Genomic DNA, 22,888 nt, shown 5'->3' on the forward strand with positions numbered 1-22,888 from the left:
ACGAGGTAGTCGTCCCACTCGGGCTGCGTGCGCTCCGCGCCGCGCACGAGCCAGGAGCCGGCGCGCGGCACCCGCGGCACCGTGCGCAGACGCCAGCCCATCTCGAGCGGGGTGCGGTTGCTCTTGACGTTGTTGCAGCGGTGGCAGCAGGCGACCAGGTTCTCCCAGGTGTCCCGGCCGCCGCGCGACTTCGGCTGGATGTGGTCGATCGTGTTCGCGTGCGATCCGCAGTACCCGCAGCGGTGGTTGTCGCGGCGCAGCACCCCGCGCCGCGAGACCGGCACCGTCCGCGAGTTCGGGATCCGCACGTAGCGCGTCAGCAGGATCACGGAGGGTCGCACGTAGTCGCCGGTCGCCCCGTGCACCGGATTCTCGTCGTCGGCCGCGATGATCGTCGCCTTCTCGGTCATCAGCAGGACGAGCGCCCGCTTGAACGACACGACCGCGAGCGGCTCGTATCCGGCGTTGAGAACCAAAGTGCGCATCACTGACCTCCGGGCTGTCGCACTCGGCCGCGCTCCCCCGCCGCGGACGCGAAAAAGGGCGCCGTCGTCATGACAGCGCCCTTCGAGTCCACAGCGCGCAGGCGCGTGACGTCGTGGTGTCGTATCCGCGTGTCGGCCGAGTGGACCGCGGCGGAGAGGATCCCCGCCCGGATCGAGTCGGTCCGCCGCACGCGCCCACGCGAATCCACGCTGTGCAGCCCCACGCAGTGGTGCTCGCTCCGCTCGGCCATCCGGCACTCCGTCCCTCGACGAACCGGTCCGCTCGCCACGAGCGGACTGTGGTTCACATTAACCCTTCACGCCGCGAACGCCAGAGGTTTCCGAGGATTCGTTACCCGCAGTTCACACCGGGAGGCGGCCCCGGAGACGCGTCGAGCCCGCCCCGGCGTGCGGGACGGGCTCGAGGAGCGGCGGCGGAGGATCAGCCGGGGATGCGGACGATGCTGTAGTCCGACGTCCAGATGGGCTGCACCCGCACGCTCGCCCCCTCGTAGGGCGCGTGCAGGATGTTGCCGTTGCCCGCGTAGAAGCCGTCGTGACCGTCCATGATGACGAGGTCGCCGGGCTGCGCGTCGGCGAGCGAGACCGGGGTGCCCATGGCGCCCTGGGCGGTCGACGAGTGCGGCATCGAGATGCCGTACTGCGCGAAGACGTACATCACGAACCCCGAGCAGTCGAAACCGCTCGGGTCGGCTCCGCCGAAGACGTACGGGACGCCCTGGTACTGCAGGGCGGTGTTGAAGACCGCCGAGAGGCTGTAGCCGGTGGTCGGCGCCGACTCCGCGATCTCGGCGGCGGAGTCGCCGTCGTATGAGTTGAACTCCTCGGCCGTCTCGGCGCGGGCCTCGGCGACGTCGGTCGTGTCGGCGACCGGCTCGACCACGGGCTCCGGCTCGGGGGGCGGAGGCGCGGCCTCGGCCGAGAAGCCGTCGCGCGCGATCGCGGCCAGCACGACGCTGCCGGCGACGTCGACGCTCTGGGCGTCACCCTGTCGCAGAAGGTCGGCCTTCGAGGCGGCGAACAGCCCGTCGTCCTCGGTTCCGGGCGAGAAGGCGTACGCGGGCAGCGCCATCGTCGCCACGAGCGCGCCGGCGAAGCCGACGATCGCGATCTTGCCGAGCTTCCGGCCGCGACGCTTGCGCGGGGTGCCGAGCGGAGAGGGGACGAAGTCGGTGACGTCGGCCTGGCGGGAGGGGGCCGCGGGGACCGCACGCCGGGCGACGGGCGCCTCCTCGTGGATCCGGGCCCGGACGACGGGCGGCTGGTTCTCGAACGAGGCGGCGTTGCGGTTCGGGTGGGTGGAGCGGAACCGGTCGGGCGAACCGGGTGAGGTGTTCTGGGGCAAGGGGAAGGACCTCCGACGTCCCGTCAGCCCAGGCAGCTGTCCCGTCTTATGCGCGAAGCATCGAAGTTCACGAGGTCCGAGACGGGCGAGGGGGCGTCGGACATCGCGCCCGTCGACCGAGGTCCGGCCGGTGGGCTCCCCAGAGCGTAAGCGACCGTTACCGATTTGTCACCATTCGATACCGACGATCTCCGTCCGGATGATGCGCGCCACCCCGCCCGTGCGGTAGCAGCGGTGTTCACCCAGCACCGTATGCGCGTCCCGCGCATCCCCTGCTGGTCGCGCCCTCGGCCCTGGGAATCGTGCCCGACACCATCCCCTGCCGGTCGAGCCCGCAGCTTCGCGAACCGCGCCCGGCGCCATCCCCTGCTGCTAGGTCACGCCCGGTGCACTCTCATGCTGGTCGAGGAGCCCCGCAGGGGCGTATCGAGACCCACCAGCTTCAAGAGACTGGTCTTCAGACCGCGCCCTCTGACGCTGTCGGATCTCGATACGGCCGCTACGCGACCTGCTCGACCAGCGGGCCAGGAGCGGCCAACCCTTCGCTCAGACCACGACGAAGATGTGCGCCGCGACCTCGTTCGGCAGCTCGATGCCCGCCTCCGCGTCGTCGATGCGCACCAGCACGTAGCCGCTCAGCGCCGAGAACTCGCCCTCCGCGCCGGGCACGACGCCCGCCTGCTTGAGCTGCAGGAGAAGCTCCGGGTCGACCTGGGCCGGCTCGCCGAGTCGGCGCACGATGCCCCGCTTCGGCTCGGCCGATCCCGCGACGAAGCGCGGCAGGCTGATGACGCCGTCGGCGAAGCGCGACGCGGGCGAGTCGCCGAGCTCGTCGAGCCCGGGGATCGGGTTGCCGTAGGGCGACTCCGTCGGGTGGTCGAGCATCTCGAGGAGGCGGCGCTCGACCTGCTCGCTCATCACATGCTCCCAGCGGCATGCCTCCTCGTGGACGAACTCCCAGTCGAGCTTGATCACGTCGTGGAGGAGCCGCTCGGCCAGGCGGTGCTTGCGCATCACGTGGATCGCCTTGCGGCGTCCGTCGGTCGTGAGCTCGAGGTGGCGGTCGCCCGAGACGACGACGAGGCCGTCGCGCTCCATGCGGCCGACGGTCTGCGAGACGGTGGGGCCGGAGTGGCTGAGGCGCTCGGAGATCCTCGCGCGGAGGGGGATGATGTTCTCCTCCTCCAGCTCGAGGATGGTGCGGAGGTACATCTCGGTCGTGTCGATCAGATCCGTCATGACAGCCTTCCCGTCTCGGCGCGCTCAACCTTAGTGGGCGCCGTGACACCTCATCCGCGAGGGGGCACAGCGCTCCGGCCTTCGTGACTCGAAGGCGGGGCGAGCCGGGAACCCTAGTATTAACGCATGCCGGACGTCACCATTCCTCGCGAGCTCCTCCCCCACGACGGACGATTCGGCTGCGGCCCGTCCAAGGTGCGGCACGACCAGCTCGCGCACCTCGCGACCCAGGGCGCGCACCTGCTCGGGACCTCTCACCGGCAGGCCCCGGTGAAGGACCTCGTGGGCCGTGTCCGCGAGAACCTGGCGGCGCTGTTCAGCCTGCCCGACGGCTACGAGGTGCTCCTCGGCAACGGAGGGTCGACGGCGTTCTGGGATGCCGCCGCCTTCTCGCTCATCGAGCGCCGCGCCGAGAACCTCACGTTCGGCGAGTTCGGCCAGAAGTTCGCCAAGGCCGCCGCCGCCCCCTTCCTCGAGCCGCCGCACGTCGTCTCAGCCGCTGGAGGCTCGCGCAGCGAGATCGAGATCGTCGAGGGAGTCGACGTCTACGCCTGGCCGCACAACGAGACGTCCACCGGCGTCATGGCCCCGGTCCGCCGCGTCCACGGTGACGACGGAGCGCTCACCGTGATCGACGCGACCAGCGCCGCCGGCGGAATCGCCTTCGACGCCGCCGAGACCGATGTCTACTACTTCGCGCCGCAGAAGAACTTCGCCTCGGACGGCGGGCTCTGGTTCGGCCTCTTCTCTCCGGCCGCCATCGAGCGCGTGGAGCGGATCGCGGCGAGCGGCCGCTACATCCCCGAGTTCCTGAGCCTCAAGAACGCCGTCGACAACTCGCGCCTTAACCAGACGCTGAACACTCCCGCCCTCTCCACTCTCCTCCTGATGGAGTCGCAGCTCGAGTGGATGAACGCGAACGGCGGGCTGCCGTGGGCGTCGGCGCGCACGGCGGAGTCCTCCGGCGCGATCTACGACTGGGCCGAGGCCTCGTCGATCGCGACTCCGTTCGTCGAGGTCGCCGAGCACCGCTCGCAGGTCGTGGCGACCGTCGACTTCGACGCCTCCATCGACGCGGCGCTGATCGCGAAGATCCTGCGGGCCAACGGCATCGTCGACACCGAGCCGTACCGCAAGCTCGGCCGCAACCAGCTCCGGGTGGCGACCTTCGTCGCGATCGAGCCCGACGACGTCCGCTCGCTCCTCGCCTGCATCGACTACGTCGTCGAGCGCCTGGCCGACTGAGGCGTCGAGCGCATGCGCCTGTGGCTGCGACCGGAGGAGCGCCGTCCGAGCCCGCCGCCCTACCCGAGCGACGACGCGACGGCGCTGCTGGTCGGCTGCATCGCGTGGGTGCTCGCACTCGTCGGCGTGCTGATCGCGGTCGCGGTCGGCACCGCCGTGCCGCCGATCGTGCTCTCGACGACCGTGATCGGATTCGTGCTCGGCACGATCGGCCTGTTCTACAGCCGCAACCGCCGCTGATCAGAGGGAGACGTCGGTCTCCATCCGCAGGGCGGTCCCGTCGTCCTCGAGCGTGAGGGCGACGCTCACCCGCCCGAGGTCCCGGAGCCGGGACACGTGCGTGCCGCCGCAGGAGACGGCGGCGTCCCCGTCGGGCGTCAGGTGGCAGCGCCAGCTCCGGCGCGTGCTCAGCCGGGAGTCGTCGCGATCGATGCGCACCTCGGCATCGGCGCGGATCCACTCACCGAGCTGCGCGTCGATCCGCTCGGTGACGGCGGGGAGCTCGTCGCGCAGGCGCGCGGCGTCGAAGCCGCTGCGCCGGAGAGATCTGCCGAGCCGGTAGACGTCGGTCGACCCGGAGGAGCGGATGACCGAGCTCTGGATCGCCGCCTGATCGAAGTCGGGGTTCCCGAGGGAGTCGGGTCGGGTGTCCTTGCTCCACAGGCCGGCCACGGCCGCGTTCAGCGCGAGCGAGGCGAGGTGGCAGGCGGTGTGACCCCGCGAGAGCTCCTCGCGGTGCACGACGTCGACCTCGACGGCGACCCGGGCACCGACCGCCACCGGATCGCGGAGCACGTGGACGACGACGAAGCTCCAGCCCGGGGTGCCGAGGCGCGCCGGCAGGCGATCACCCGCGTGGAGCGTCCCGTCCTGCCACGCGCCGATGCGGCAGTCGAGGATCTCGTGCCGGACTCCGTCGACCACGAGCACCCCGCGATCGGGACCCTGATCGGGCCAGGTGGGGTCGACGGGATGCGCAGGGGTCTCGGCGAGGACGACGCCCCAGCGCCCGTCGCCCAGCTCCTCGACGTGCACGACCGCACTCGTCCCGCTCGTCGCCCGGTCGGGGTAGGTGACGAGGGTGTCGGAGTCGATCATCGAGAGGCTCCCGGACGTCGCGACGGACCGTCAGAGACGGTCGAGGTCGTCCTCGTCGTCGTCGTCGTCGTCCTCGTCGTCATCGTCGTCGGAGTCGTCGTCGTCGGAGTCGTCCTGCTCCGCGTCTGCATCGAGCACGGCGGTCTCGTCGAACTCGTCATCGACGAGCTCGTCGCCGTCGTCGGACTCGTCCGACTCCTCGTCGTCCATCTCGTCGTCGTCGTCCGACCCGTCGAAGGCGTCGTCGCCCTCCACCGAGTCCTGAGCGGCGTGGTAGTCGGCCAGGCGGACCGACCACGGCACCCAGTCGGGAGCGAGCACCGCGCCCTCCCCCGGGAGCAGCTCGACCTCGAGGACGTTCACGTCCTCGCTCTCGTCGATCCGCGAGAGCGTCGCGGTCCACAGCCAGCCCGGGTACCCGCGCATGAGGTTCGCGAACTGGAGGGAGATGACGTGCTCGCCCTGCGCGAGCGTCGCGACGAGCGCGCCGATCGTCTCGGGCGGCGTGATCTCGGCGAGAGCGGCCCTGGCACGCTCCTCCGAGGCCGCGAGCACCGGGTCGGCCTCGTAGACCCGCTCGGGCTCCGCGGGCGCGGACGCGACCTGCTCGGCCGCGTCATCAGCGAGAGCGGGCTCCGCGTCGGGGGCGGTCGAGGCGTCCGGCGTCTCGGCCGGGGCGGAGCCGCGCACGGCGCCCTGCCCGTCGCCCGAGAACGTCAGCGTCTGGTCGTCCGACCACGCGACGGACTCGTCGGTCGTCTCGTCGGCGTCAGGCATCCAGCTCGTCCGCCACTCGGCGCAGCAGCGCCGCGATCGTCTTGCCGTGCGCCTTGTCGGGGTACCGGCCACGCTTGAGGCCCGTGCCGATCCCGTCGAGGAGCTTGACCGTGTCCTCGACGATCACCGACATGTCGTCGGCCGACTTGCGATTGAGCTTGACCATGCTGGGCGGCGCGTCGAGGACGCGCGCCGAGAGCGCCTGCGCGCCGCGCTTGCCATCGGCGATGCCGAACTCGAGGCGGGTGCCGGCCTTGACCGCGGTCCCCGAGGGCAGCGCGGAAGCGTGCAGGAAGACCTCCTGGCCGTCATCAGTGCTGATGAAGCCGAAGCCCTTCTCCTCGTCGTAGAACTTGACCTTGCCGGTAGGCATGCAGAACCCCTCCTGAAATGAAGCAGCCATCAGTTTAGACGACTGCGCGCCGCCCTATCCTTGACGGGTGAAGCCACAGGAGCCCGCGGGCATCGGACGCGTCGAACGCACCCTCGCCTACATGTTCATCGCGATCATCGTCGTGACCGTCCTCGCGTTCCTCGCCATCCTGATCGCGCCGGTTCTCGGCGTCCGCGAGTACAGCGGTCCGCTCTGGCAGTTCGTCTTCGCCCTGCCTCTGGTCGGCCTCCCGATCGCCTTCCTGATGATGATCGGGATGCTGATCGCCGGCGTCCGTCGGCGGCGCGCCTCCTGACCCGCCGCCTCACGGGAGGGTCAGGGCCGGCACCGAGACGCCGGACGAAAGACTCCCAGACTCCGTACAGCTGACGCGCAGATACTGTCGTCCATGGACGGACCCCGCATTCTCATCGTCGACGACGAGCCCAACATCCGCGACCTGCTCACCACGAGCCTCCGCTTCGCCGGCTTCGCCGTGCGAGCGGTCGGCAACGGTGCTCAGGCGATCTCCGCAGTCCTCGAGGAGGAGCCGGACCTCATCATCCTCGACGTGATGCTGCCCGACATGAACGGCTTCGGCGTCACGAAGCGCCTGCGCTCCGCGGGCTACACCTCTCCGATCCTCTTCCTCACGGCGAAGGACGACACCGAGGACAAGATCACCGGTCTCACCGTGGGCGGCGACGACTACGTCACCAAGCCCTTCAGCCTCGACGAGATCGTCGCGCGCATCAAGGCGATCCTCCGCCGCACGATGCACGCCGAGGAGGACGCGGTCATCCGCGCGGGCGAGCTCACCATGGACCAGGACACCCACGAGGTCCTCGTCGGCGACGACCCGGTCGAGCTCAGCCCGACCGAGTTCAAGCTGCTGCGCTACCTGATGCTCAACCCCAACCGGGTGCTCAGCAAGGCGCAGATCCTCGACCACGTCTGGGAGTACGACTTCAACGGCGATGCGGGCATCGTCGAGTCCTACATCTCCTACCTCCGACGTAAGCTCGACACGCATTCGGAGGAATCGCTCATCCAGACCAAGCGAGGATTCGGATACATGCTGAAGGTCGCGAAGGTCTGACCTCCGGCGCGGTGGCGCCCTCCGCGGAGGAGCCGCCGCCCGCTTGATCTCGAGGGAGTTCCACCGCCATGCACCAGGGTCTGGCCGAGCGGTGGAACTCCATCTCGTTGCGCACGAAGATCACCGCCGTCACGGTCCTGCTGCTGACGCTGGGCCTGCTCGTCTCCGGCATCGGCACGATGACGATGCTCAAGCCCCAGCTGATCGCTCAGCTCAACGACTCCCTCGAGCAGAAGGCCCAGGAGATCGCGACGACCCTGAGCACCGACGGGGAGGCCCAGATCAACGACTCGGACGCCGCGTACGAGGGAGCGGTGTACGACGCGTCCGGCCGGCTCAGCAACACGACCGCCGGCTCCACGAGCTCCCCCGACTTCCCCCAGACGTTCACCATCGAGCAGGCGCTCGCGTGGGCCGAGAAGGAGGACGCGCATCCGCTCGAGAGCGTGAACGGGCGCGCCGAGTACCTCGTCGTCGCCACGACGTTCTCGAAGGGGAACCAGGTCGCGACCCTGCTCCTGGCCACCTCGACCCGCAGCGTCGACGTCATCATGACGCTGTACCTGACGATCTTCCTCGGCTTCGGAGTCGCGATCGTCGTCATCGGCGCGATGCTCACCCGTCTGCTCGTCACGACCACCTTCGCTCCGTTGCGCGAGGTCGAGCGGACCGCCGCCGCCATCGCCGACGGCGACTTCAGCCAGCGACTCGACGGCACGACGCCCAACACCGAGGTCGGCCGGCTGAACCGCTCCCTCAACGCGATGCTCACCCGCATCGACACCGCTTTCCGCGACCGGGCGCGCACCATCGACCAGATGCGCCGCTTCGTCGGCGACGCCAGCCACGAGCTGCGCACTCCCCTGGTCTCTGTCCGCGGCTACGCCGAGCTGTACCGGATGGGCGCACTCCAGACGCCCGAGGCCGTCGGCCAGGCCATGGAGCGGATCGAGAAGGAGGCCATCCGCATGGGCGGCCTGGTCGAGGACCTCCTCGAGCTGGCGCGGCTCGACGAGACCAAGCCGCTGGCCCTCGCTCCGGTCGACCTGATGCCGCTGGCACGCGACGCCGCGATGGACGCGATGGCCTCCTGGCCCGACCGCGACTTCGGCGTCGAGACCCGCGACGACACGCCGCTCGAGACCCCCGCTCTCGAGACGGAGGAGATCGACGCCTCCTCGACGCAGACGATGGAGATCGCCTCCCCCGGCCTGACCGGCCCGATCGCCGCGGCCGGCGCCCGGCTGGCCCGCTTCCGCCGACGTCCGCGCCGCCTCGCAGCAGAGGACATCGCCGCGGGCGCCGCCGCCGCCGCTCCTGAGGAGCCGGGCGTGCCCGCGATGGTCATGGCCGAGGAGAACAAGATCCGCCAGGTCCTCACCAACCTCATCGGGAACGCGGTCCGCTACACCCCCGAGGACACCCCGATCGAGATCGGCGTCGCGGTCGACCGCTCGCGCCGGTTGGCCCTGCTCGAGGTCATCGACCACGGCGAGGGCATCCCCCCGCAGATCCGCGAGAAGATCTTCCAGCGCTTCTGGCGCGCCGACACCTCGCGCACCCGCGAGACCGGAGGCAGCGGCCTGGGCCTCGCGATCGTCGCCTCGATCGTCAGCGCCCACAAGGGCCGCGTCGATGTCGTCGAGACGCCCGGCGGCGGAGCCACCTTCCGTGTCGCGCTGCCTCTCCTCACCATCGGCCCGAACGGCGAGTCCTCCCCAGCTTCGGTCTGAGCGGCCGCAGAGCAGGCACCGTCCGCTCTAGGTTTCTCGCACGCGCCGACCGGCGCGCAGCAGAGCACAGCGAGAGGACCCTCCGATGACCCACTACCAGGCCGACGCCGACGCGATCACGTCCATGACCGGCACCGCCCACGGCTACAGCGAGCGCATCCAGGCCGAGGTCGACGGCCTCCTCGGTCACCTGATGAGCCTCGAGTCGTCGTGGACCGGCCAGGCCGCGACAGCGTTCCAGGGGATCGTCGGCATCTGGCGGACCACGCAGAGCCAGGTGAACGAGGGGCTCGCCTCGATCACCGTGGCGCTCGGCACGGCCGGGCAGCAGTACGCCGACACCGAGCAGGCGAACGCACGCCTCTTCGCCTACTGATCAGCCCTCGCAGGAGGAGCGCCGCTCGCCGGCGCCTCCTCCTGCGACCCTCGGGAAAGGCGCGGGAACTCGAATCGGGAGCCGCGCTCGTCGGGGTGCCGGGCTCCGGAGGCACAGCCCTTGGAAACGCCGAAGGCGGCTCCCCCGGAGGGGAACCGCCTTCTGCGTGGAACGGGTCGGACTAGAAGTCCATGCCACCCGTGGGGTCTCCGCCACCGACGGGCTGGTTCTTCTCCGGCTTGTCGGCGACGACGGCCTCGGTGGTGAGGAACAGACCGGCGATCGAGGCGGCGTTCTGCAGAGCGGAGCGCGTGACCTTGACCGGGTCGATGATGCCGGCGGCGATGAGGTCGACGTACTCGCCGGTCGCGGCGTTGAGGCCGTGTCCGGTGGGCAGCTCGCGGACCTTGGCGGCGACGACGCCCGGCTCGAGGCCCGCGTTCAGAGCGATCTGCTTGAGCGGGGCGTCGATGGCGACCTTGACGATGTTCGCTCCGGTCGCCTCGTCTCCGACCAGCTCGAGCTTCTCGAAGGCGATCTTGCCGGCCTGGATGAGGGCGACGCCACCACCGGCGACGATGCCCTCCTCGACGGCGGCCTTCGCGTTGCGAACGGCGTCCTCGATGCGGTGCTTGCGCTCCTTGAGCTCGACCTCGGTCGCGGCTCCGGCCTTGATGACCGCGACACCACCGGCGAGCTTCGCGAGGCGCTCCTGGAGCTTCTCGCGGTCGTAGTCGCTGTCGGTGTTCTCGATCTCGCCGCGGATCTGCGCGACGCGACCGGCGATGGCCTCGGCGTCGCCGGCACCCTCGACGATCGTGGTCTCGTCCTTGGTGATGACGACCTTGCGGGCCGAGCCGAGCAGGTCGAGGGTGACGTTCTCGAGCTTGAGGCCGACCTCCTCGGAGATGACCTGGCCGCCGGTCAGGATCGCGATGTCCTGGAGCTGGGCCTTGCGACGGTCGCCGAAGCCCGGGGCCTTGACGGCGACCGACTTGAAGATGCCGCGGATCTTGTTGACGACCAGGGTCGCCAGCGCCTCGCCGTCGACGTCCTCGGCGATGATCAGCAGCTGCTTGCCCGCCTGGATCACCTTGTCGACGACGGGGAGGAGGTCCTTGATGTTCGAGACCTTGGAGTTGACGATGAGGATGTAGGGGTCCTCGAACACCGCCTCCTGGCGGTCGGGGTCGGTCACGAAGTACTGCGACAGGTAGCCCTTGTCGAAGCGCATGCCCTCGGTGAGCTCGAGCTCGGTGCCGAAGGTGTTCGACTCCTCGACGGTGACGACACCCTCCTTGCCGACCTTGTCGATGGCCTCGGCGATGATCGCGCCGATCTCGGGGTCCGCGGCGGAGATGGAGGCCGTGGCCGCGATCTCCTCCTTGGTCTCGATCGCCTTGGCGCCCGCGACGAGCTCGGCGGTGACGGCCTTGACGGCCTTCTCGATGCCCTTCTTGAGGCTGATCGGGTCGGCACCGGCCGCGACGTTGCGCAGGCCCTCGCGGACGAGCGCCTGAGCGAGGACGGTGGCGGTGGTGGTTCCGTCGCCGGCGACGTCGTCGGTCTTCTTGGCGACCTCCTTGACGAGCTCGGCGCCGATCTTCTCGTACGGCTCGTCGAGCTCGATCTCCTTGGCGATCGAGACGCCGTCGTTCGTGATGGTGGGGGCGCCCCACTTCTTCTCGAGCACGACGTTGCGGCCACGCGGGCCGAGGGTCACCTTGACCGCGTCGGCCAGAGTGTTGAGTCCACGCTCGAGGCCGCGGCGGGCTTCTTCGTCAAAAGCAATGATCTTGGCCATGTGTGTTTCTCGTCCCTCCCGGACGTCAGGAAAATTCGTGATTGGCACTCAACCGGAGCGAGTGCCAAGAGCGATTCTGGCACTCGCGGGTGACGAGTGCAAGTGACCCCGACGCCCGGCGCAACGACAGGAGCCGCCGTCCGCGCGAGGCGGACGACGGCTCCCGACACCGGTCGCAACGACAGCAGCCGTCGTCCGCAGAGCGGACGACGGCTGCTTGAACGACGAGCGGCTCAGACCACGCGCACCGATTCCGCCTGCGGACCCTTGGATCCGCTGCCGACCTCGAACGCCACGTGCTGACCCTCTTCGAGGACCTTGTACCCGGACATGTCGATCGCGGAGTAGTGGACGAAGACGTCCTGCCCGCCGCCGTCGACCGTGATGAAGCCGTAGCCCTTCTCAGCGTTGAACCACTTGACGGTTCCGTTCGCCATTTCCACTCCCCAGTGCTGTGCTGCCCGCGACACGTGCGATGCGCAGGTGCCTAGTTGGGAATACTAATGGAGCGATTCAGGCCCGAAAGGGGCGATACGGGCGTCTCGGAAAGAGTTGTCCGGGATTCAACATGGATTAAACGTGACGGAAACAGAAGACCGATTCCGGCGCGCGAGAACGGTGCCTCCGGGCCCCGGCGGCCGTGTCACTCGGCGATGTAGTCGGCCCCGAGCACGACGACCAGGTTCGCCGTCTCGACGAAGTCCTGCGTCTGGACGATCGTCCCGGAGCCGAGGGAGGCCGCGAGGCCGAGCGCCGCACCCTCCTGGGCCGGATCCGCGTAGTAGATGGTCGTCGCGGCCTCGTCCTCGGTGCTCGCGTTGGTGACCGTCGGGACGTTCCAGCCCGCGGCGGTCAGCACCTGGCCCGCGCTCGCGGCGAGGCCGGCGGTCGGAGTGCCGTTCAGCACGGCGACGGTCAGAGCGGGATCGACCGTCGGCTCGACGGTCGGGGTCGCGGTCGACTCGGCGATCCCGGTGGGCGCCGTGAACACGTCGTCGAACTCGACGCGGTTGTCGATGACGAGGAGTCCGATGAAGCCCAGCAGCACGATGACTCCGGTGGCCAGAGCCGCCCAGGCCACGGCGATCGCCCTGGCGTGCGGCGCAGGCGGGCAGCGGTGCGCGCCCACGCGACCCTCGGTGGCCGGGATCTCGTCGAAGCGGTCCTTCTGGTGCGTGTTCGACATCGGTGTGACGGCCGGCCTTCCGTTGCAATGGTCGCGAGCAGCGGGTCTACTCGGTTCTCCCGAGTCGTCGCGCCGCGCGGGCACCGGCGCGTCCCTCGCGGATGCGCTGCAGCCGCGTGACGAGCATCGGGTCGTGGGCGAGGGCCGCCGGAGAGGCGAGGACCGCGCCGAGCACCTGATAGTAGCGGGCGACCGAAAGACCGAACTGCGAGCGGATCGCGTCGTCCTTGCCGCCCGTGCGGGCGGTCCACTCGCGCTCGAACTCGAGCACGCGACGATCGCGGTCCGGCAGGGCCGCGCCCTGCCTGCTGTCCGTACCCGTCGTCCCGCTCACCGGTCCAGGGTAGGCAGACCTCAGCGGGGAGGCCGGGAGGCGCTCCGGTACATGCTGACGTGGGCGATGCCCGCCTCGTCGTACTCGGGCCCGAAAGCGACGAACCCGGAGCGCTCGTACAGCCCTCTGACCTGGACCTGCGCGTGCAGCAGCATCGCCTCGCCGCCGTACCGGGCCACAGCCGCCTGCACCAGGCTGTGCGCCAGTCCCTCCCCCCGTCGGTCGGCGCGGGTGACCACCCGCCCGATGACGCGGTGGGCGTCGGCGTGCTCCGCCTCCTCGTCGTGGAGCGTCCGCAGGTAGGCGGCGGTGCCGAGCCGGTCGGCGATCCACCAGTGCCGTGCGGTCGGCTCGAGATCGCGCCCGTCGAGCTCGTCGTCGTCGACCCGCTGCTCCCGGAGGAAGACGTCCGTCCGCAGGCGCGCCACGGCGTAGACCTCCTCGGTCGAGAGTTCGCTCCACGCCTTCGAGATCACGGAATTCGCCTGCACGGGTCGGAGTTTACGAGAGAGGAAGGGGAGCACCCTCCCCCCGTAAACTGACGAGGAATCCTAGGGAGACCCATGTCGTATTCCGTGAACAAGACCGATGCCGAGTGGCGCGAGGAGCTCGACCGCGAGAAGTACGCCGTCCTGCGCGAAGCCGCCACCGAGCGTCCGTGGACCGGCGAGCTGCTCGACGAGCACCGCTCCGGCCTCTACACCTGTGCCGCCTGTCACGCCGAGCTGTTCAAGAGCGGCACCAAGTTCGACTCCGGCTGCGGCTGGCCGAGCTTCTACGAGTCCGTGAACCCCGAGGCGGTCCAGCTCATCGAGGACAGCACTCTCGGCATGGTCCGCACCGAGGTCCGCTGCGCCAGCTGCGGATCGCACCTGGGGCACGTCTTCCCCGACGGCTTCGGCACGCCGACCGGTGACCGCTACTGCATGAACTCGCTCGCGCTGGACTTCCAGGCCGAGAGCGAGTGACGATGGCGTCGGCACCCGTTCTCGAGGCCGTCCTCGCGCGCCGCTCGCGCTCGAAGGTCACGGCCGAGGCGCCAGGGCACGAGGAGATCGCCGCGTTCGTCTCGGCGGCCTCCCGCCTGGCCGATCACAGCTCGCTCCGCCCGTGGCGCGTCATCGAGATCCGCGGTGCCGCGCGCGATCGGATCGGCCGCAGCTTCGCGGCCGCCTCCGGGTCGAAGAAGGACCCGCGCAAGTACATCGAGAAGACGCACCGCGCCTCCCTCCTGCTCGCCGTCGTGGTCAGCGTCAAGAAGTCGTCGGTGCCCGCATGGGAGCAGGAGGCGGTCGCCTCCGGTGTCGCGCACATCCTGAGCCTGCTGCTCGACGAGGCGGGCTGGGGCGTCTTCTGGCGCACCGGGTCGTACACGCGCGCCAAGCAGGTCCGCAAGGCGCACCGGCTCGAGAAGGGCGAGGAGCTGCTCGGCTGGCTCTACGTGGGGCGGCCCGACGGCAAGATCGGCGGGCCCAAGCGGCCCTCTCCGGCGTCGCGGCACCTCAGCATCCTCGAGCCCTGACCCGCCCCGCGGGCCGGAGCCGATCGGGCTCCGACGCCCGCGATAAGGTGATCGGAGGCGCGGCGACGCACCTGCCGACGTGGCGCAATTGGTAGCGCACCCGACTTGTAATCGGGCGGTTACGGGTTCAAGTCCCGTCGTCGGCTCCAGCGCCGCACGGGCGCCTTCGACGCCAGCGCAGGGTGAGGAAGGGATCGGTCCTCGCAGGGCGACGGGTCTCGATACGCCGCCGTCGGCGGCTACTCGACCGGCGGGCTTGCGCGATCCCTCCTGAGTCAGCGTTTCTCCCAGGAGACGGTTCGGCCCCTCCCTCGCTGATCGAGTAGCCCGCGCAGCGGGCGTATCGAGATCCACCTCCGTCAGAAGGACAGGGCAGAAGCCCCATCTACTGACGCCGGTGGGTCTCAATACGCCCACACGCGAACGGCCCGCTCACCACGAGCGGGCCGTTCGCGTCTCACCTGGCGGCGGTCAGCTGCTGGGGGTGGGGGTCGGCGTGGCCGACGAGTACGAGTCGGCGGCGGCCGAGAGGACGAACGAGCTGAAAGCGTCGGGGTCGGTCAGCGAGCCGGAGTAGGCCTCGCCGTTCACGAGCACGGTCGGCGTGCCCGAGACGGCCTCGACCTCGGTGCCGGGCAGCGGTCCGGCGGTCGCACGCTCGGTGGCGGCGCGCACCCAGCTCACGAACGACTGGTCGTCGATGCAGCTGTCGATCGCGGCGGTGTCCTCGACGCCCGCCTCGGCGACGTACTCCTTGAGCTGGTCGTCCGAGAGGCCGTCGGTCCCCTCCTCGGGCTGGTTGGCGAAGAGCAGGGCGTTGAAGTCGAAGAACGAGTCGGGCGCGGTGTCGGCGACGCAGGCCGCGGCGTTCGCGGAGCGCTCCGAGTACTTGGTGCCGTTGGAGCGGGTGGTCAGGATGGCGATCGGGTGGATCTCGACGGTCGCGGCGCCGCTCTCGACCCACTCCTCGATCTGCTCGCCGTTCGTGGTCTCGAACTGGCCGCAGTAGGGGCAGAGGTAGTCGAGGTAGACGCGGATGTCGACGGTGCCGCTCGACGTGTCGAGCGCGCTCGGGCTCGGGGTGCCGTCCGCGGGGATCGCGGCGGTGGTCTGCGCCGTCATGCCCTCGCCGATCACGATGCCGTCACTGGCCATGTTGGCGGGGCCGGGGCCGGCGGGGCGGATGCTCGAGGTGACCGCGAAGACCACCACGGCGACGATCGCGATGACCACGACGGCCAGGCCGCCCTGCAGGGCGATGCGGCTCACGCGGTCGCGGCGCTTCTGCTGCTCGCGGAGTCGCCGGGCCTTCTCCCTGGCGGCCTCTCGACGCTGGTTCTTCGAGAGACGGTCGTTCGCTCCGCCGTTGGTCATGACAAGGACACTCCGAGTGAGAGGGGAAGACGGTCGCTCGGGCAGCGACACGCCGGAATCCTACGCGCGAGCCCTGGGAATCCTCCAAACGACGGATACGGCCGATGCCGGCCGACCGGCGAGGCGGTGGCGGGTTCGACCCGGCGGTGCCGTGACCCCGGTCCATGGCATAGTGTGGCGGTTGGTCACTGTCGTCCAGGCGGCGATGGCCATCTTCCATTCACTCGGATCGTCCGGCACGTACCTGCCGGTGAAGGAGCAAGAACAATGGCGTCCGTAACTTTCGACCACGCGTCCCGCGTCTACCCCGGGGCCACGCGTGCCTCCGTCGACAAGCTCAACCTCGAGGTCGGTGACGGCGAGTTCCTCGTCCTCGTCGGCCCCTCCGGCTGCGGCAAGTCCACCTCCCTGCGCATGCTCGCCGGCCTCGAAGAGGTCAACGAGGGCCGCATCCTCATCGGCGACCGCAACGTCACGGACGTTCCGCCGAAGGACCGCGACATCGCGATGGTGTTCCAGAACTACGCGCTCTACCCGCACATGTCGGTCGCCGAGAACATGGGCTTCGCGCTCAAGATCGCCGGCGTCAACAAGGACGAGCGCGCCTCCCGCGTCCTCGAGGCCGCGAAGATGCTCGACCTCGAGCCCTACCTGAACCGCAAGCCCAAGGCCCTCTCGGGTGGTCAGCGTCAGCGCGTCGCGATGGGCCGCGCCATCGTCCGCAAGCCCCAGGTCTTCCTGATGGACGAGCCGCTGTCGAACCTCGACGCCAAGCTCCGCGTCTCGACGCGCACCCAGATCGGCACCCTCCAGCGTCGTCTGGGCATCACCACGGTCTACGTCACCCACGACCAGACCGAGGCGCTCACCATGGGCGACCGCATCGCGGTCCTCAAGGACGGACTGCTCCAGCAGGTCGGCACCCCGCGCGACCTCTACGAGAACCCGAACAACGTCTTCGTGGCCGGCTTCATCGGCTCGCCCGCGATGAACCTGTTCCACGCCGACGTCACCGACGGCGGAGTGAAGTTCGGCGACACCGTCCTCCCGATCGCCCGCGAGGCGCTCGCGAAGACCACCCAGAAGGTCGTCACGCTCGGCGTGCGCCCCGAGGACGTCACCGTCTCGACCCAGCCCGGCGGCCTGCCGATCGAGGTCGACCTCATCGAGGAGCTCGGCTCGGACGGCTACCTCTACGGCCACACCGAGGTCGAGGGTCGCCGCACCGACATCGTCGCGCGCGTCGACGGCCGCGTGCACCCGACCGCGGGCGACCGCGTCTACGTGACCGCGAACCACCGCGTGCACATCTTCGACGGCGAGTCGGGCCTGCGCCTCTCCTGACCTCGCGTCGCTCCACGAACGCTGCCGCTGTCTCCTCCGGGACGGCGGCAGCGTTCGTTGGGTCACCCCACCGTCCGCACCACCACACGAACGGCGCAGCATGTCCGGCTCTCTGAACATCACCTCGGCCACCGTCGATCCGGCCCTCCTCGATCTGCCGTGGGCTCTCCGCCTGAACGACTGGCCCGACGAGTACATCGCCGCACTGCCCAAGGGCATCTCGCGGCACACCGTCCGCTTCGCCCACCTCTCCGGACACGTCGTCGCCGTGAAGGAGACGACCGCGGAGATGGCGCGGCGCGAGTACGAGATGCTCAAGACCCTCCAGCGCCTCGATGTCCCGTGCGTCGTGCCCGGCGCGGTCATCACCAACCGCAGCGACGACGAGGGAGGCGAGCTGCCCGCCGTCCTCGTCACCCGGCACCTCAAGTTCTCGCTCCCCTACCGCGCCCTGTTCTCGCAGACCCTGCGGCCCGACACCGCGACCCGCCTGGTCGACGCACTGGCGCTGCTGCTCGTGCGACTGCACGTCATCGGCTTCTTCTGGGGCGACGTCTCGCTCTCGAACACCCTGTTCCGGCGCGACGCCGGCGCCTTCGCGGCCTACCTGGTCGATGCCGAGACGGGTCAGCTCTACACGGGCGGCCTCTCGAACGGCCAGCGCGAGAACGACCTCGAGATCGCCCGCGTCAACATCGCCGGCGAGCTGCTCGACCTCGAGGCCGGCGGCCGTGTCGACGACGATCTCGATCCGATCACCGTGTCGGACGGCATCGTCGCCGCGTATCGCAGCCTCTGGAAGGAGCTGACCGGAGTCGAGTCGTTCGCGACCTCGGAGCGCTGGCGCATCAACGACCGGGTGAACCGGCTCAACGACCTCGGCTTCGACATCGAGGAGCTGGCGATCAAGACCGACGAGGCGGGCTCCACGGTGCGGATCCAGCCGAAGGTCGTCGACGCCGGTCACCACCAGCGCCGTCTGCTCCGCCTGACCGGGCTGGACGCGCAGGAGAACCAGGCGCGCCGGCTCCTCAACGACCTCGACTCGTACACGGCGACCTACGACAAGCAGGGTCTCGACGAGGAGATGGTGGCGCACGAGTGGCTCGCGCAGGTCTTCGAGCCGGTCATCCGCTCGATCCCGCGAGACCTGAAGGGGCGCCTGGAGCCGGCGGAGATGTTCCACCAGCTGCTCGAGCACCGCTGGTTCATGTCGCAGCAGCAGGCGCGCGACGTGCCGCTGGCGGAGGCGGTCACCGCCTATGTGAACGACATCCTCCGTCACCGCCGCGACGAGGCCACGATCATCGCGCCTCCGACCGAGTCGCTCACGCTGCCGAACCTCGTCATCGACGAGGCGGGCGACGCCGAGCTCACCGCCGAGGACGCCGACGTCGACTGGACGAAGAACGTCTGACCCTCACAACGCCGAAGGGCTCGTGCGGATCCGAGATCCGTACGAGCCCTTTCTTCTTCTCGAGCCTGCCCGTTCCGCGAGGCGTCCGGTGCGGTGAGCTGCAAGGCGGAGGAGGAAGCGATACCGGAGGTATCGTGCCCGACGACAACGCCGCAGACCGCCGTACCGGGCGCCTCGCGGTGAGCTGCAAGGCGGAGGAGGAAGCGGTACCGGAGGTATCGCGATCGACGACAACGCCGCGGATCGCCGTGCCGGACCCCTCGCTACTCCGAGGTGGAGCGGAGCTTGGAGATCTCGTAGAGCGCGACCGACGCGGCGATGCCGGCGTTCAGCGACTCCGCTGCCGAGCTGATCGGGATGGAGACGATCGCGTCGCACTGCTCGGTGACGAGACGGGAGAGGCCCTTGCCCTCGCTGCCGACGACCACGAGGAGCGGACGGTCGGCGAGCTCGAGCCCCGGCAGCATCACGTCGCCGCCGCCGTCGAGGCCGATCACGAAGACGCCCTCGCGCTTGTAGTCCTTGATCATCTGGGTGAGGTTCGCGGCCATCGCCACGGGGACGCGTGCCGCGGCACCGGCCGACGTCTTCCAGGCGGCCGAGTTGAGCCCGACCGAGCGGCGCTGGGGCACGATGACGCCCTGGCCGCCGAACGCGGCGACCGAGCGGATGATCGCGCCGAGATTGCGGGGGTCGGTGATGCCGTCGAGTGCGACGAACAGCGGCACATCCCCCCGGGAGACACTGCGCTCGAGCAGATCGGACGGGTGGGCGTACTCGTACGGCGGCACCTTGAGCACGAGACCCTGGTGGACGGAGTCGGGGCCGGCGAGACGATCGAGCTCGGGGCGCATCACCTCGAGCACCGGGAGGCCGCGCGCGGTGGCGAGCTTCATCGCCTCCTTGACCCGGTCGTCCATCTCGATGCGGGTGGCGAGGTAGAGCGTCGTCGCGGGGATCTTCGCCCGCAGCGCCTCGAGGACGGAGTTGCGGCCCGTCACCATCTCGGACTCGTCGCCGCTCTTGGGCTTGCGAGGACCGGGTGCGCGGCCCTGACCGCGTGCGGCGGCCGACAGAGCACTGCCCGGGCGACCCTTGCCACCGGCCGCGACGAAGCGCTCGCGCGCCGCCTTGGCCTTGCCGGCGGGGTGGTACGGACGGTCCTCGGCCTTCGGGGTCGGCTTCTTGCCCTCGAGCGCCTGGCGGCCCTGGCCACCGGATCCGACCGCCTTGCCTCTGCTCTTCTTCCTGACCGCGCCGGGGCGGTTGTCCTTATTCGCCATCGAGACTCCAATGTGCACCCGTCTGGGTGTCTTCGATCGTGATTCCCGCCGCGGCGAGATCGGTTCGGATGCGGTCGGCGGCCGCCCAGTCGCGCTGCTCCCGCGCGGTCTGACGGTCGGCGACCAGCCGGTCGACCAGGACGCTCAACGCCCGGTAGGTCGGCTCGTCGTCGGAGCGCGCCCACTCGGGCGCCTCCGGATCGATGCCGAGGACGGACGCCATCGCGAGCACCTGCGTGCGCAGCGACGACACCGTCCCGAGGTCTTCGGCGTCGAGGGCCGCGTTGCCGGCCCTGACCGTCTCGTGCAGGACGCCGACGGCCTGCGGGACGGAGAGGTCGTCATCCATCGCCTCGGCGAACGCCTCCGGGACGACCGGGTCGCCGAGAGTGGCGAATCGGGTGCCGTCGAGGCGGCGGCGCGAGCGGTCGAGGAAGCCCTCGATGCGCTCGAGCGCCGCCTCCGCCTCCTCGAGCGCCCCGTCGTGGAACTCGAGGGTCGAGCGGTAGTGCGCGGAGCCGAGGTAGTAGCGCACGACGAGCGGGCGTGCGGAGTCGAGGAGCTCGGAGGCGAACACGGAGTTGCCGAGCGACTTGCTCATCTTCTGACCCGTCACCGAGACGAGGCCGTTGTGCAGCCAGTAGCTCGCGAAGGCGTGACCGGCCGCACTCGACTGGGCCAGCTCGTTCTCGTGGTGCGGGAAGCGCAGGTCGAGGCCGCCTCCGTGGATGTCGAACTGCGTGCCGAGGTACTTGGTCGACATCGCCGAGCACTCGATGTGCCAGCCCGGGCGCCCGCGGCCCCAGGGGGACGCCCAGGAGGCCGACTCGGGCTCGTCGGGCTTGAACCCCTTCCAGAGGGCGAAATCGTGCGGGTCGCGCTTGCCGCGCGGGTCGGCGTCGGTCGCCGCCTCCATGCTCTCGAGGCGCTGATGGGTGAGCGAGCCGTAGTCGGGCCACGACCGGGTGTCGAAGTAGACGTCGCCGGAATCGTCGGGCGCGGGGTACGCGTGGCCGAGCTCGACGAGGCGCTGCACCAGGTCGATCATCTCGGTGATGCTCGCCGTCGCCCGCGGTTCGTACGTCGGGGCGAGGATGCCGAGCGCGGCGTACGCGGCCGTGAACTCGAGCTCGACCCGATACGCCAGCGCCCACCACTGCTCGGACGCGGCGCCGGCGGGTGCGGCCCGGCGCGCCTCCTCGGCGATCGCGAGGATCTTGTCGTCGATGTCGGTGACGTTGCGGACCAGGGTGACCCGGAAGCCGCGGTAGTGCAGCCAGCGGCGCAGCTGGTCGTAGACGAGCGCCGAGCGGAGGTGCCCGATGTGGGGCGAGGACTGCACGGTGGGTCCGCAGACGTACATCCCGACCTCGTTCGCGCGGAGGGGGACGAAATCGACGAGGGCCTGGGCCTTCGAGTCATGCAGTCGCAGAGTCACGGGGGGAGTTTACCGGGCGCTCGGCTCGCGGCCCGGCGGGCAGGCCCGCCCTGGGGATCAGGCGCGGGTCGAGGAGCTGGGGAGGACGAGTGCCGTCGCCACTGCGGTGACGCCCTCTCCCCTGCCCGTGAAGCCCAGTGCGTCGGACGTCGTCGCGGCGACGCTGACGGGCGCGGCGAGCAGAGCGGAGAGGAGCGACTCCGCCTCCTCCCGCCGCGGCGAGAACCTCGGCCGGTTGCCGATCAGCTGGACCGACACGTTGCCGATCGTGAATCCGGCGGCCTCGACGAGATCGCGGGTCGCGCGGAGGAACACCTCGCCGTGGGCGTCCTGGAAGCGCGGGTCCGCGGTGCCGAAGCGGGAGCCGATGTCGCCGAGGCCCGCCGCCGAGAGAAGGGCGTCGCAGACCGCGTGCGCGACCGGGTCGCCGTCGCTGTGACCCGAGAGCCCGCGCTCGCCGGGCCAGTGCAGTCCGGCGAGCCAGAGCGGGGACGAGTCGTCGAAGGCGTGCACGTCGATCCCGACGCCCACCCGGGGCGCAGCCGTCGCCGCAGGAGGCGCGAGCAGCTGCTCGGCGCGGGCGAGATCCCACGGGGTGGTGATCTTGAACGCGAGGGCGTCGCCCGGGACGACGACGGACGGGTGCCCGTGGGCGGCGAGCAGCGCCGCGTCGTCGGTGAACTCGCGCTCGGCCGCCGCGTAGGCGTCGTCGAGCAGGCTGCGCGGGAAGCCCTGAGGGGTCTGCACGGCGGCGAGCTCCGACCGATCGACGGTGTCGAGGATCGTGCCTGCCGGCTCGACCCGCTTGATGGTGTCGGTGACGGGGAGCCCGGGGATGACCCCGCCGCCGGTGGCCCGGACCGCCGTGATCACGCGCTCGAACTGGTCGACGGGCGTCAGCGCCCGGGCTGCGTCATGGACGAGGACGGTCTCGATCGAGGGCGCGAGGAGCGCGAGGCCGCGGGCGACCGACTCCTGCCGGGTCGCGCCTCCGGCTGTGACCGCGACCGCGTCGGAGGCGAGCCCGGCCGCAGCCGCGCAGAGCCGAGCGGTCTCGTCGACGAGCTCCGCCGGAGCGACGACGACGATCTGCACGGGCTCCGGCAGGGTCAGCACGGTGCGGAGGCTGCGCTCGAGGATGGTGACGCCGGCGCACTCGACGTAGGCCTTCGGTCGCTCGCGGCCGAGGCGGGTGCCGCTGCCCGCGGCGACGATGACGACGGCGGCGGTCGGCGCCAGGGGCGTCCCGCCGGGCTCGACCTGCATGCGTGACGTCCTCTCAGCGGCGGTCAGAGTAGCACGGGGCTCCTCGCCGGGGCACCCTCGGCCGGGCGTCCGCCTCGGCCTCGCTACGCTAATCTGGTGTCCGGCTCCAGCTCCGTGGATCCGCCCTGT

At 70.2% G+C, this 22,888-nt stretch carries 25 protein-coding genes and 1 tRNA gene; 11 read left to right on the top strand and 15 right to left on the bottom strand.

Translation table 11 applies throughout. The features are described 5' to 3' along the window. The 3 genes from GRS92_RS00005 to GRS92_RS00015 form a co-directional block, all read right to left on the bottom strand. Positions 1–485: HNH endonuclease (locus tag GRS92_RS00005; protein ID WP_159852167.1), on the bottom strand; the 485-nt coding region annotated here is incomplete at its 3' end. 442 nt (positions 486–927) lie between these two features. Further along, positions 928–1,851, bottom strand: a complete 924-nt coding sequence (locus tag GRS92_RS00010) for a C40 family peptidase (protein ID WP_235021724.1) — start codon at positions 1,849–1,851, stop codon at positions 928–930. Between the two features lie 546 nt (positions 1,852–2,397). Continuing rightward, a complete protein-coding gene (locus tag GRS92_RS00015) occupies positions 2,398–3,090 on the bottom strand; it encodes a metal-dependent transcriptional regulator (protein ID WP_159852168.1) in 693 nt (230 codons plus the stop codon). Between the two features lie 126 nt (positions 3,091–3,216). On the opposite strand from GRS92_RS00015, the gene serC reads away from it, so the two are divergent. Beyond that, positions 3,217–4,335 (top strand): phosphoserine transaminase, encoded by a 1,119-nt coding sequence (serC, locus tag GRS92_RS00020; RefSeq protein ID WP_159852169.1) that lies wholly within the window; start codon positions 3,217–3,219, stop codon positions 4,333–4,335. 12 nt (positions 4,336–4,347) lie between these two features. Further along, positions 4,348–4,575, top strand: a complete 228-nt coding sequence (locus GRS92_RS00025) for a DUF2530 domain-containing protein (RefSeq protein WP_159852170.1) — start codon at positions 4,348–4,350, stop codon at positions 4,573–4,575. On the opposite strand, the gene GRS92_RS00030 is transcribed toward GRS92_RS00025, so the two are convergent. The 3 genes from GRS92_RS00030 to GRS92_RS00040 are packed head-to-tail and all read right to left on the bottom strand — an operon-like array spanning position 4,576 to position 6,583. Beyond that, entirely contained in the window at positions 4,576–5,433 is an 858-nt protein-coding gene (locus GRS92_RS00030; protein ID WP_159852171.1) for a metal-dependent hydrolase, read from the bottom strand. Positions 5,434–5,463: 30 nt separating this feature from the next. Further along, positions 5,464–6,210 carry a DUF3027 domain-containing protein gene (locus GRS92_RS00035; RefSeq protein WP_159852172.1) on the bottom strand — a complete coding sequence of 249 codons (747 nt, stop codon included), beginning with the start codon at positions 6,208–6,210 and terminating at the stop codon, positions 5,464–5,466. Then, positions 6,203–6,583, bottom strand: a complete 381-nt coding sequence (locus GRS92_RS00040; protein ID WP_056036929.1) for a cold-shock protein — start codon at positions 6,581–6,583, stop codon at positions 6,203–6,205. Before GRS92_RS00040 ends, GRS92_RS00035 begins: the two co-directional genes overlap by 8 nt. A gap of 67 nt (positions 6,584–6,650) precedes the next feature. Between GRS92_RS00040 and GRS92_RS00045 the strand changes: the two genes are divergently transcribed. The 4 genes from GRS92_RS00045 to GRS92_RS00060 all read left to right on the top strand — a co-directional run bounded on the left by GRS92_RS00045 (position 6,651) and on the right by GRS92_RS00060 (position 9,791). Beyond that, positions 6,651–6,899, top strand: a complete 249-nt coding sequence (locus GRS92_RS00045; protein ID WP_235021725.1) for a hypothetical protein — start codon at positions 6,651–6,653, stop codon at positions 6,897–6,899. A gap of 93 nt (positions 6,900–6,992) precedes the next feature. Then, positions 6,993–7,682, top strand: coding sequence for a response regulator transcription factor (locus GRS92_RS00050; RefSeq protein WP_056036932.1), 690 nt, complete (start codon positions 6,993–6,995; stop codon positions 7,680–7,682). Positions 7,683–7,750: 68 nt separating this feature from the next. Then, the gene (locus GRS92_RS00055; RefSeq protein WP_159852173.1) at positions 7,751–9,415 is read left to right on the top strand and encodes a sensor histidine kinase; all 1,665 of its coding nucleotides are present in this window, start codon (positions 7,751–7,753) and stop codon (positions 9,413–9,415) included. A gap of 85 nt (positions 9,416–9,500) precedes the next feature. Further along, positions 9,501–9,791 carry a WXG100 family type VII secretion target gene (locus GRS92_RS00060; protein WP_159852174.1) on the top strand — a complete coding sequence of 97 codons (291 nt, stop codon included), beginning with the start codon at positions 9,501–9,503 and terminating at the stop codon, positions 9,789–9,791. Positions 9,792–9,972: 181 nt separating this feature from the next. On the opposite strand, the gene groL is transcribed toward GRS92_RS00060, so the two are convergent. The 5 genes from groL to GRS92_RS00085 form a co-directional block, all read right to left on the bottom strand. Further along, positions 9,973–11,595: a chaperonin GroEL gene (gene groL / locus GRS92_RS00065; RefSeq protein WP_159852175.1), complete on the bottom strand. Its 1,623-nt coding sequence runs from the start codon at positions 11,593–11,595 to the stop codon at positions 9,973–9,975. 233 nt (positions 11,596–11,828) lie between these two features. Beyond that, positions 11,829–12,032 (bottom strand): cold-shock protein, encoded by a 204-nt coding sequence (locus GRS92_RS00070; protein ID WP_056036943.1) that lies wholly within the window; start codon positions 12,030–12,032, stop codon positions 11,829–11,831. A 206-nt stretch (positions 12,033–12,238) separates the two neighbouring features. Continuing rightward, entirely contained in the window at positions 12,239–12,781 is a 543-nt protein-coding gene (locus GRS92_RS00075) for a LytR C-terminal domain-containing protein (RefSeq protein ID WP_159852177.1), read from the bottom strand. A gap of 46 nt (positions 12,782–12,827) precedes the next feature. Further along, positions 12,828–13,115: a DUF3263 domain-containing protein gene (locus GRS92_RS00080; protein WP_235021726.1), complete on the bottom strand. Its 288-nt coding sequence runs from the start codon at positions 13,113–13,115 to the stop codon at positions 12,828–12,830. Positions 13,116–13,135: 20 nt separating this feature from the next. Beyond that, a complete protein-coding gene (locus GRS92_RS00085) occupies positions 13,136–13,606 on the bottom strand; it encodes a GNAT family N-acetyltransferase (RefSeq protein ID WP_235021727.1) in 471 nt (156 codons plus the stop codon). Positions 13,607–13,678: 72 nt separating this feature from the next. On the opposite strand from GRS92_RS00085, the gene msrB reads away from it, so the two are divergent. The 3 genes from msrB (at position 13,679) to GRS92_RS00100 (ending at position 14,786) form a co-directional block, all read left to right on the top strand. Continuing rightward, on the top strand, positions 13,679–14,083 hold the full coding sequence (msrB, locus tag GRS92_RS00090; protein WP_056036949.1) for a peptide-methionine (R)-S-oxide reductase MsrB: 405 nt from the start codon (positions 13,679–13,681) through the stop codon (positions 14,081–14,083). Between the two features lie 2 nt (positions 14,084–14,085). Beyond that, positions 14,086–14,637, top strand: a complete 552-nt coding sequence (locus GRS92_RS00095; protein ID WP_159852179.1) for a nitroreductase family protein — start codon at positions 14,086–14,088, stop codon at positions 14,635–14,637. Between the two features lie 73 nt (positions 14,638–14,710). Continuing rightward, positions 14,711–14,786, top strand: a tRNA-Thr gene (locus GRS92_RS00100). 322 nt (positions 14,787–15,108) lie between these two features. On the opposite strand, the gene GRS92_RS00105 is transcribed toward GRS92_RS00100, so the two are convergent. Then, a complete protein-coding gene (locus tag GRS92_RS00105; RefSeq protein ID WP_159852181.1) occupies positions 15,109–16,011 on the bottom strand; it encodes a DsbA family protein in 903 nt (300 codons plus the stop codon). A 267-nt stretch (positions 16,012–16,278) separates the two neighbouring features. On the opposite strand from GRS92_RS00105, the gene GRS92_RS00110 reads away from it, so the two are divergent. After that, a complete protein-coding gene (locus GRS92_RS00110; protein ID WP_159852183.1) occupies positions 16,279–17,355 on the top strand; it encodes an ABC transporter ATP-binding protein in 1,077 nt (358 codons plus the stop codon). A gap of 100 nt (positions 17,356–17,455) precedes the next feature. After that, positions 17,456–18,772 carry a DUF4032 domain-containing protein gene (locus tag GRS92_RS00115; protein ID WP_159852185.1) on the top strand — a complete coding sequence of 439 codons (1,317 nt, stop codon included), beginning with the start codon at positions 17,456–17,458 and terminating at the stop codon, positions 18,770–18,772. Between the two features lie 263 nt (positions 18,773–19,035). On the opposite strand, the gene rlmB is transcribed toward GRS92_RS00115, so the two are convergent. Genes rlmB through ispD form a run of 3 tightly spaced genes read right to left on the bottom strand, consistent with a single transcriptional unit; the run spans position 19,036 to position 22,759 of the window. Then, positions 19,036–20,055 carry a 23S rRNA (guanosine(2251)-2'-O)-methyltransferase RlmB gene (rlmB, locus tag GRS92_RS00120; protein ID WP_159852187.1) on the bottom strand — a complete coding sequence of 340 codons (1,020 nt, stop codon included), beginning with the start codon at positions 20,053–20,055 and terminating at the stop codon, positions 19,036–19,038. Continuing rightward, positions 20,045–21,493: a cysteine--tRNA ligase gene (gene cysS / locus GRS92_RS00125; protein WP_159852189.1), complete on the bottom strand. Its 1,449-nt coding sequence runs from the start codon at positions 21,491–21,493 to the stop codon at positions 20,045–20,047. Before cysS ends, rlmB begins: the two co-directional genes overlap by 11 nt. Before the next feature lie 57 nt (positions 21,494–21,550). Continuing rightward, positions 21,551–22,759, bottom strand: a complete 1,209-nt coding sequence (ispD, locus tag GRS92_RS00130) for a 2-C-methyl-D-erythritol 4-phosphate cytidylyltransferase (RefSeq protein ID WP_159852191.1) — start codon at positions 22,757–22,759, stop codon at positions 21,551–21,553. Positions 22,760–22,888 lie beyond the last annotated feature (129 nt).

The organism is Rathayibacter sp. VKM Ac-2754, from assembly GCF_009807095.1.
Lineage (GTDB): Bacteria > Actinomycetota > Actinomycetes > Actinomycetales > Microbacteriaceae > Rathayibacter.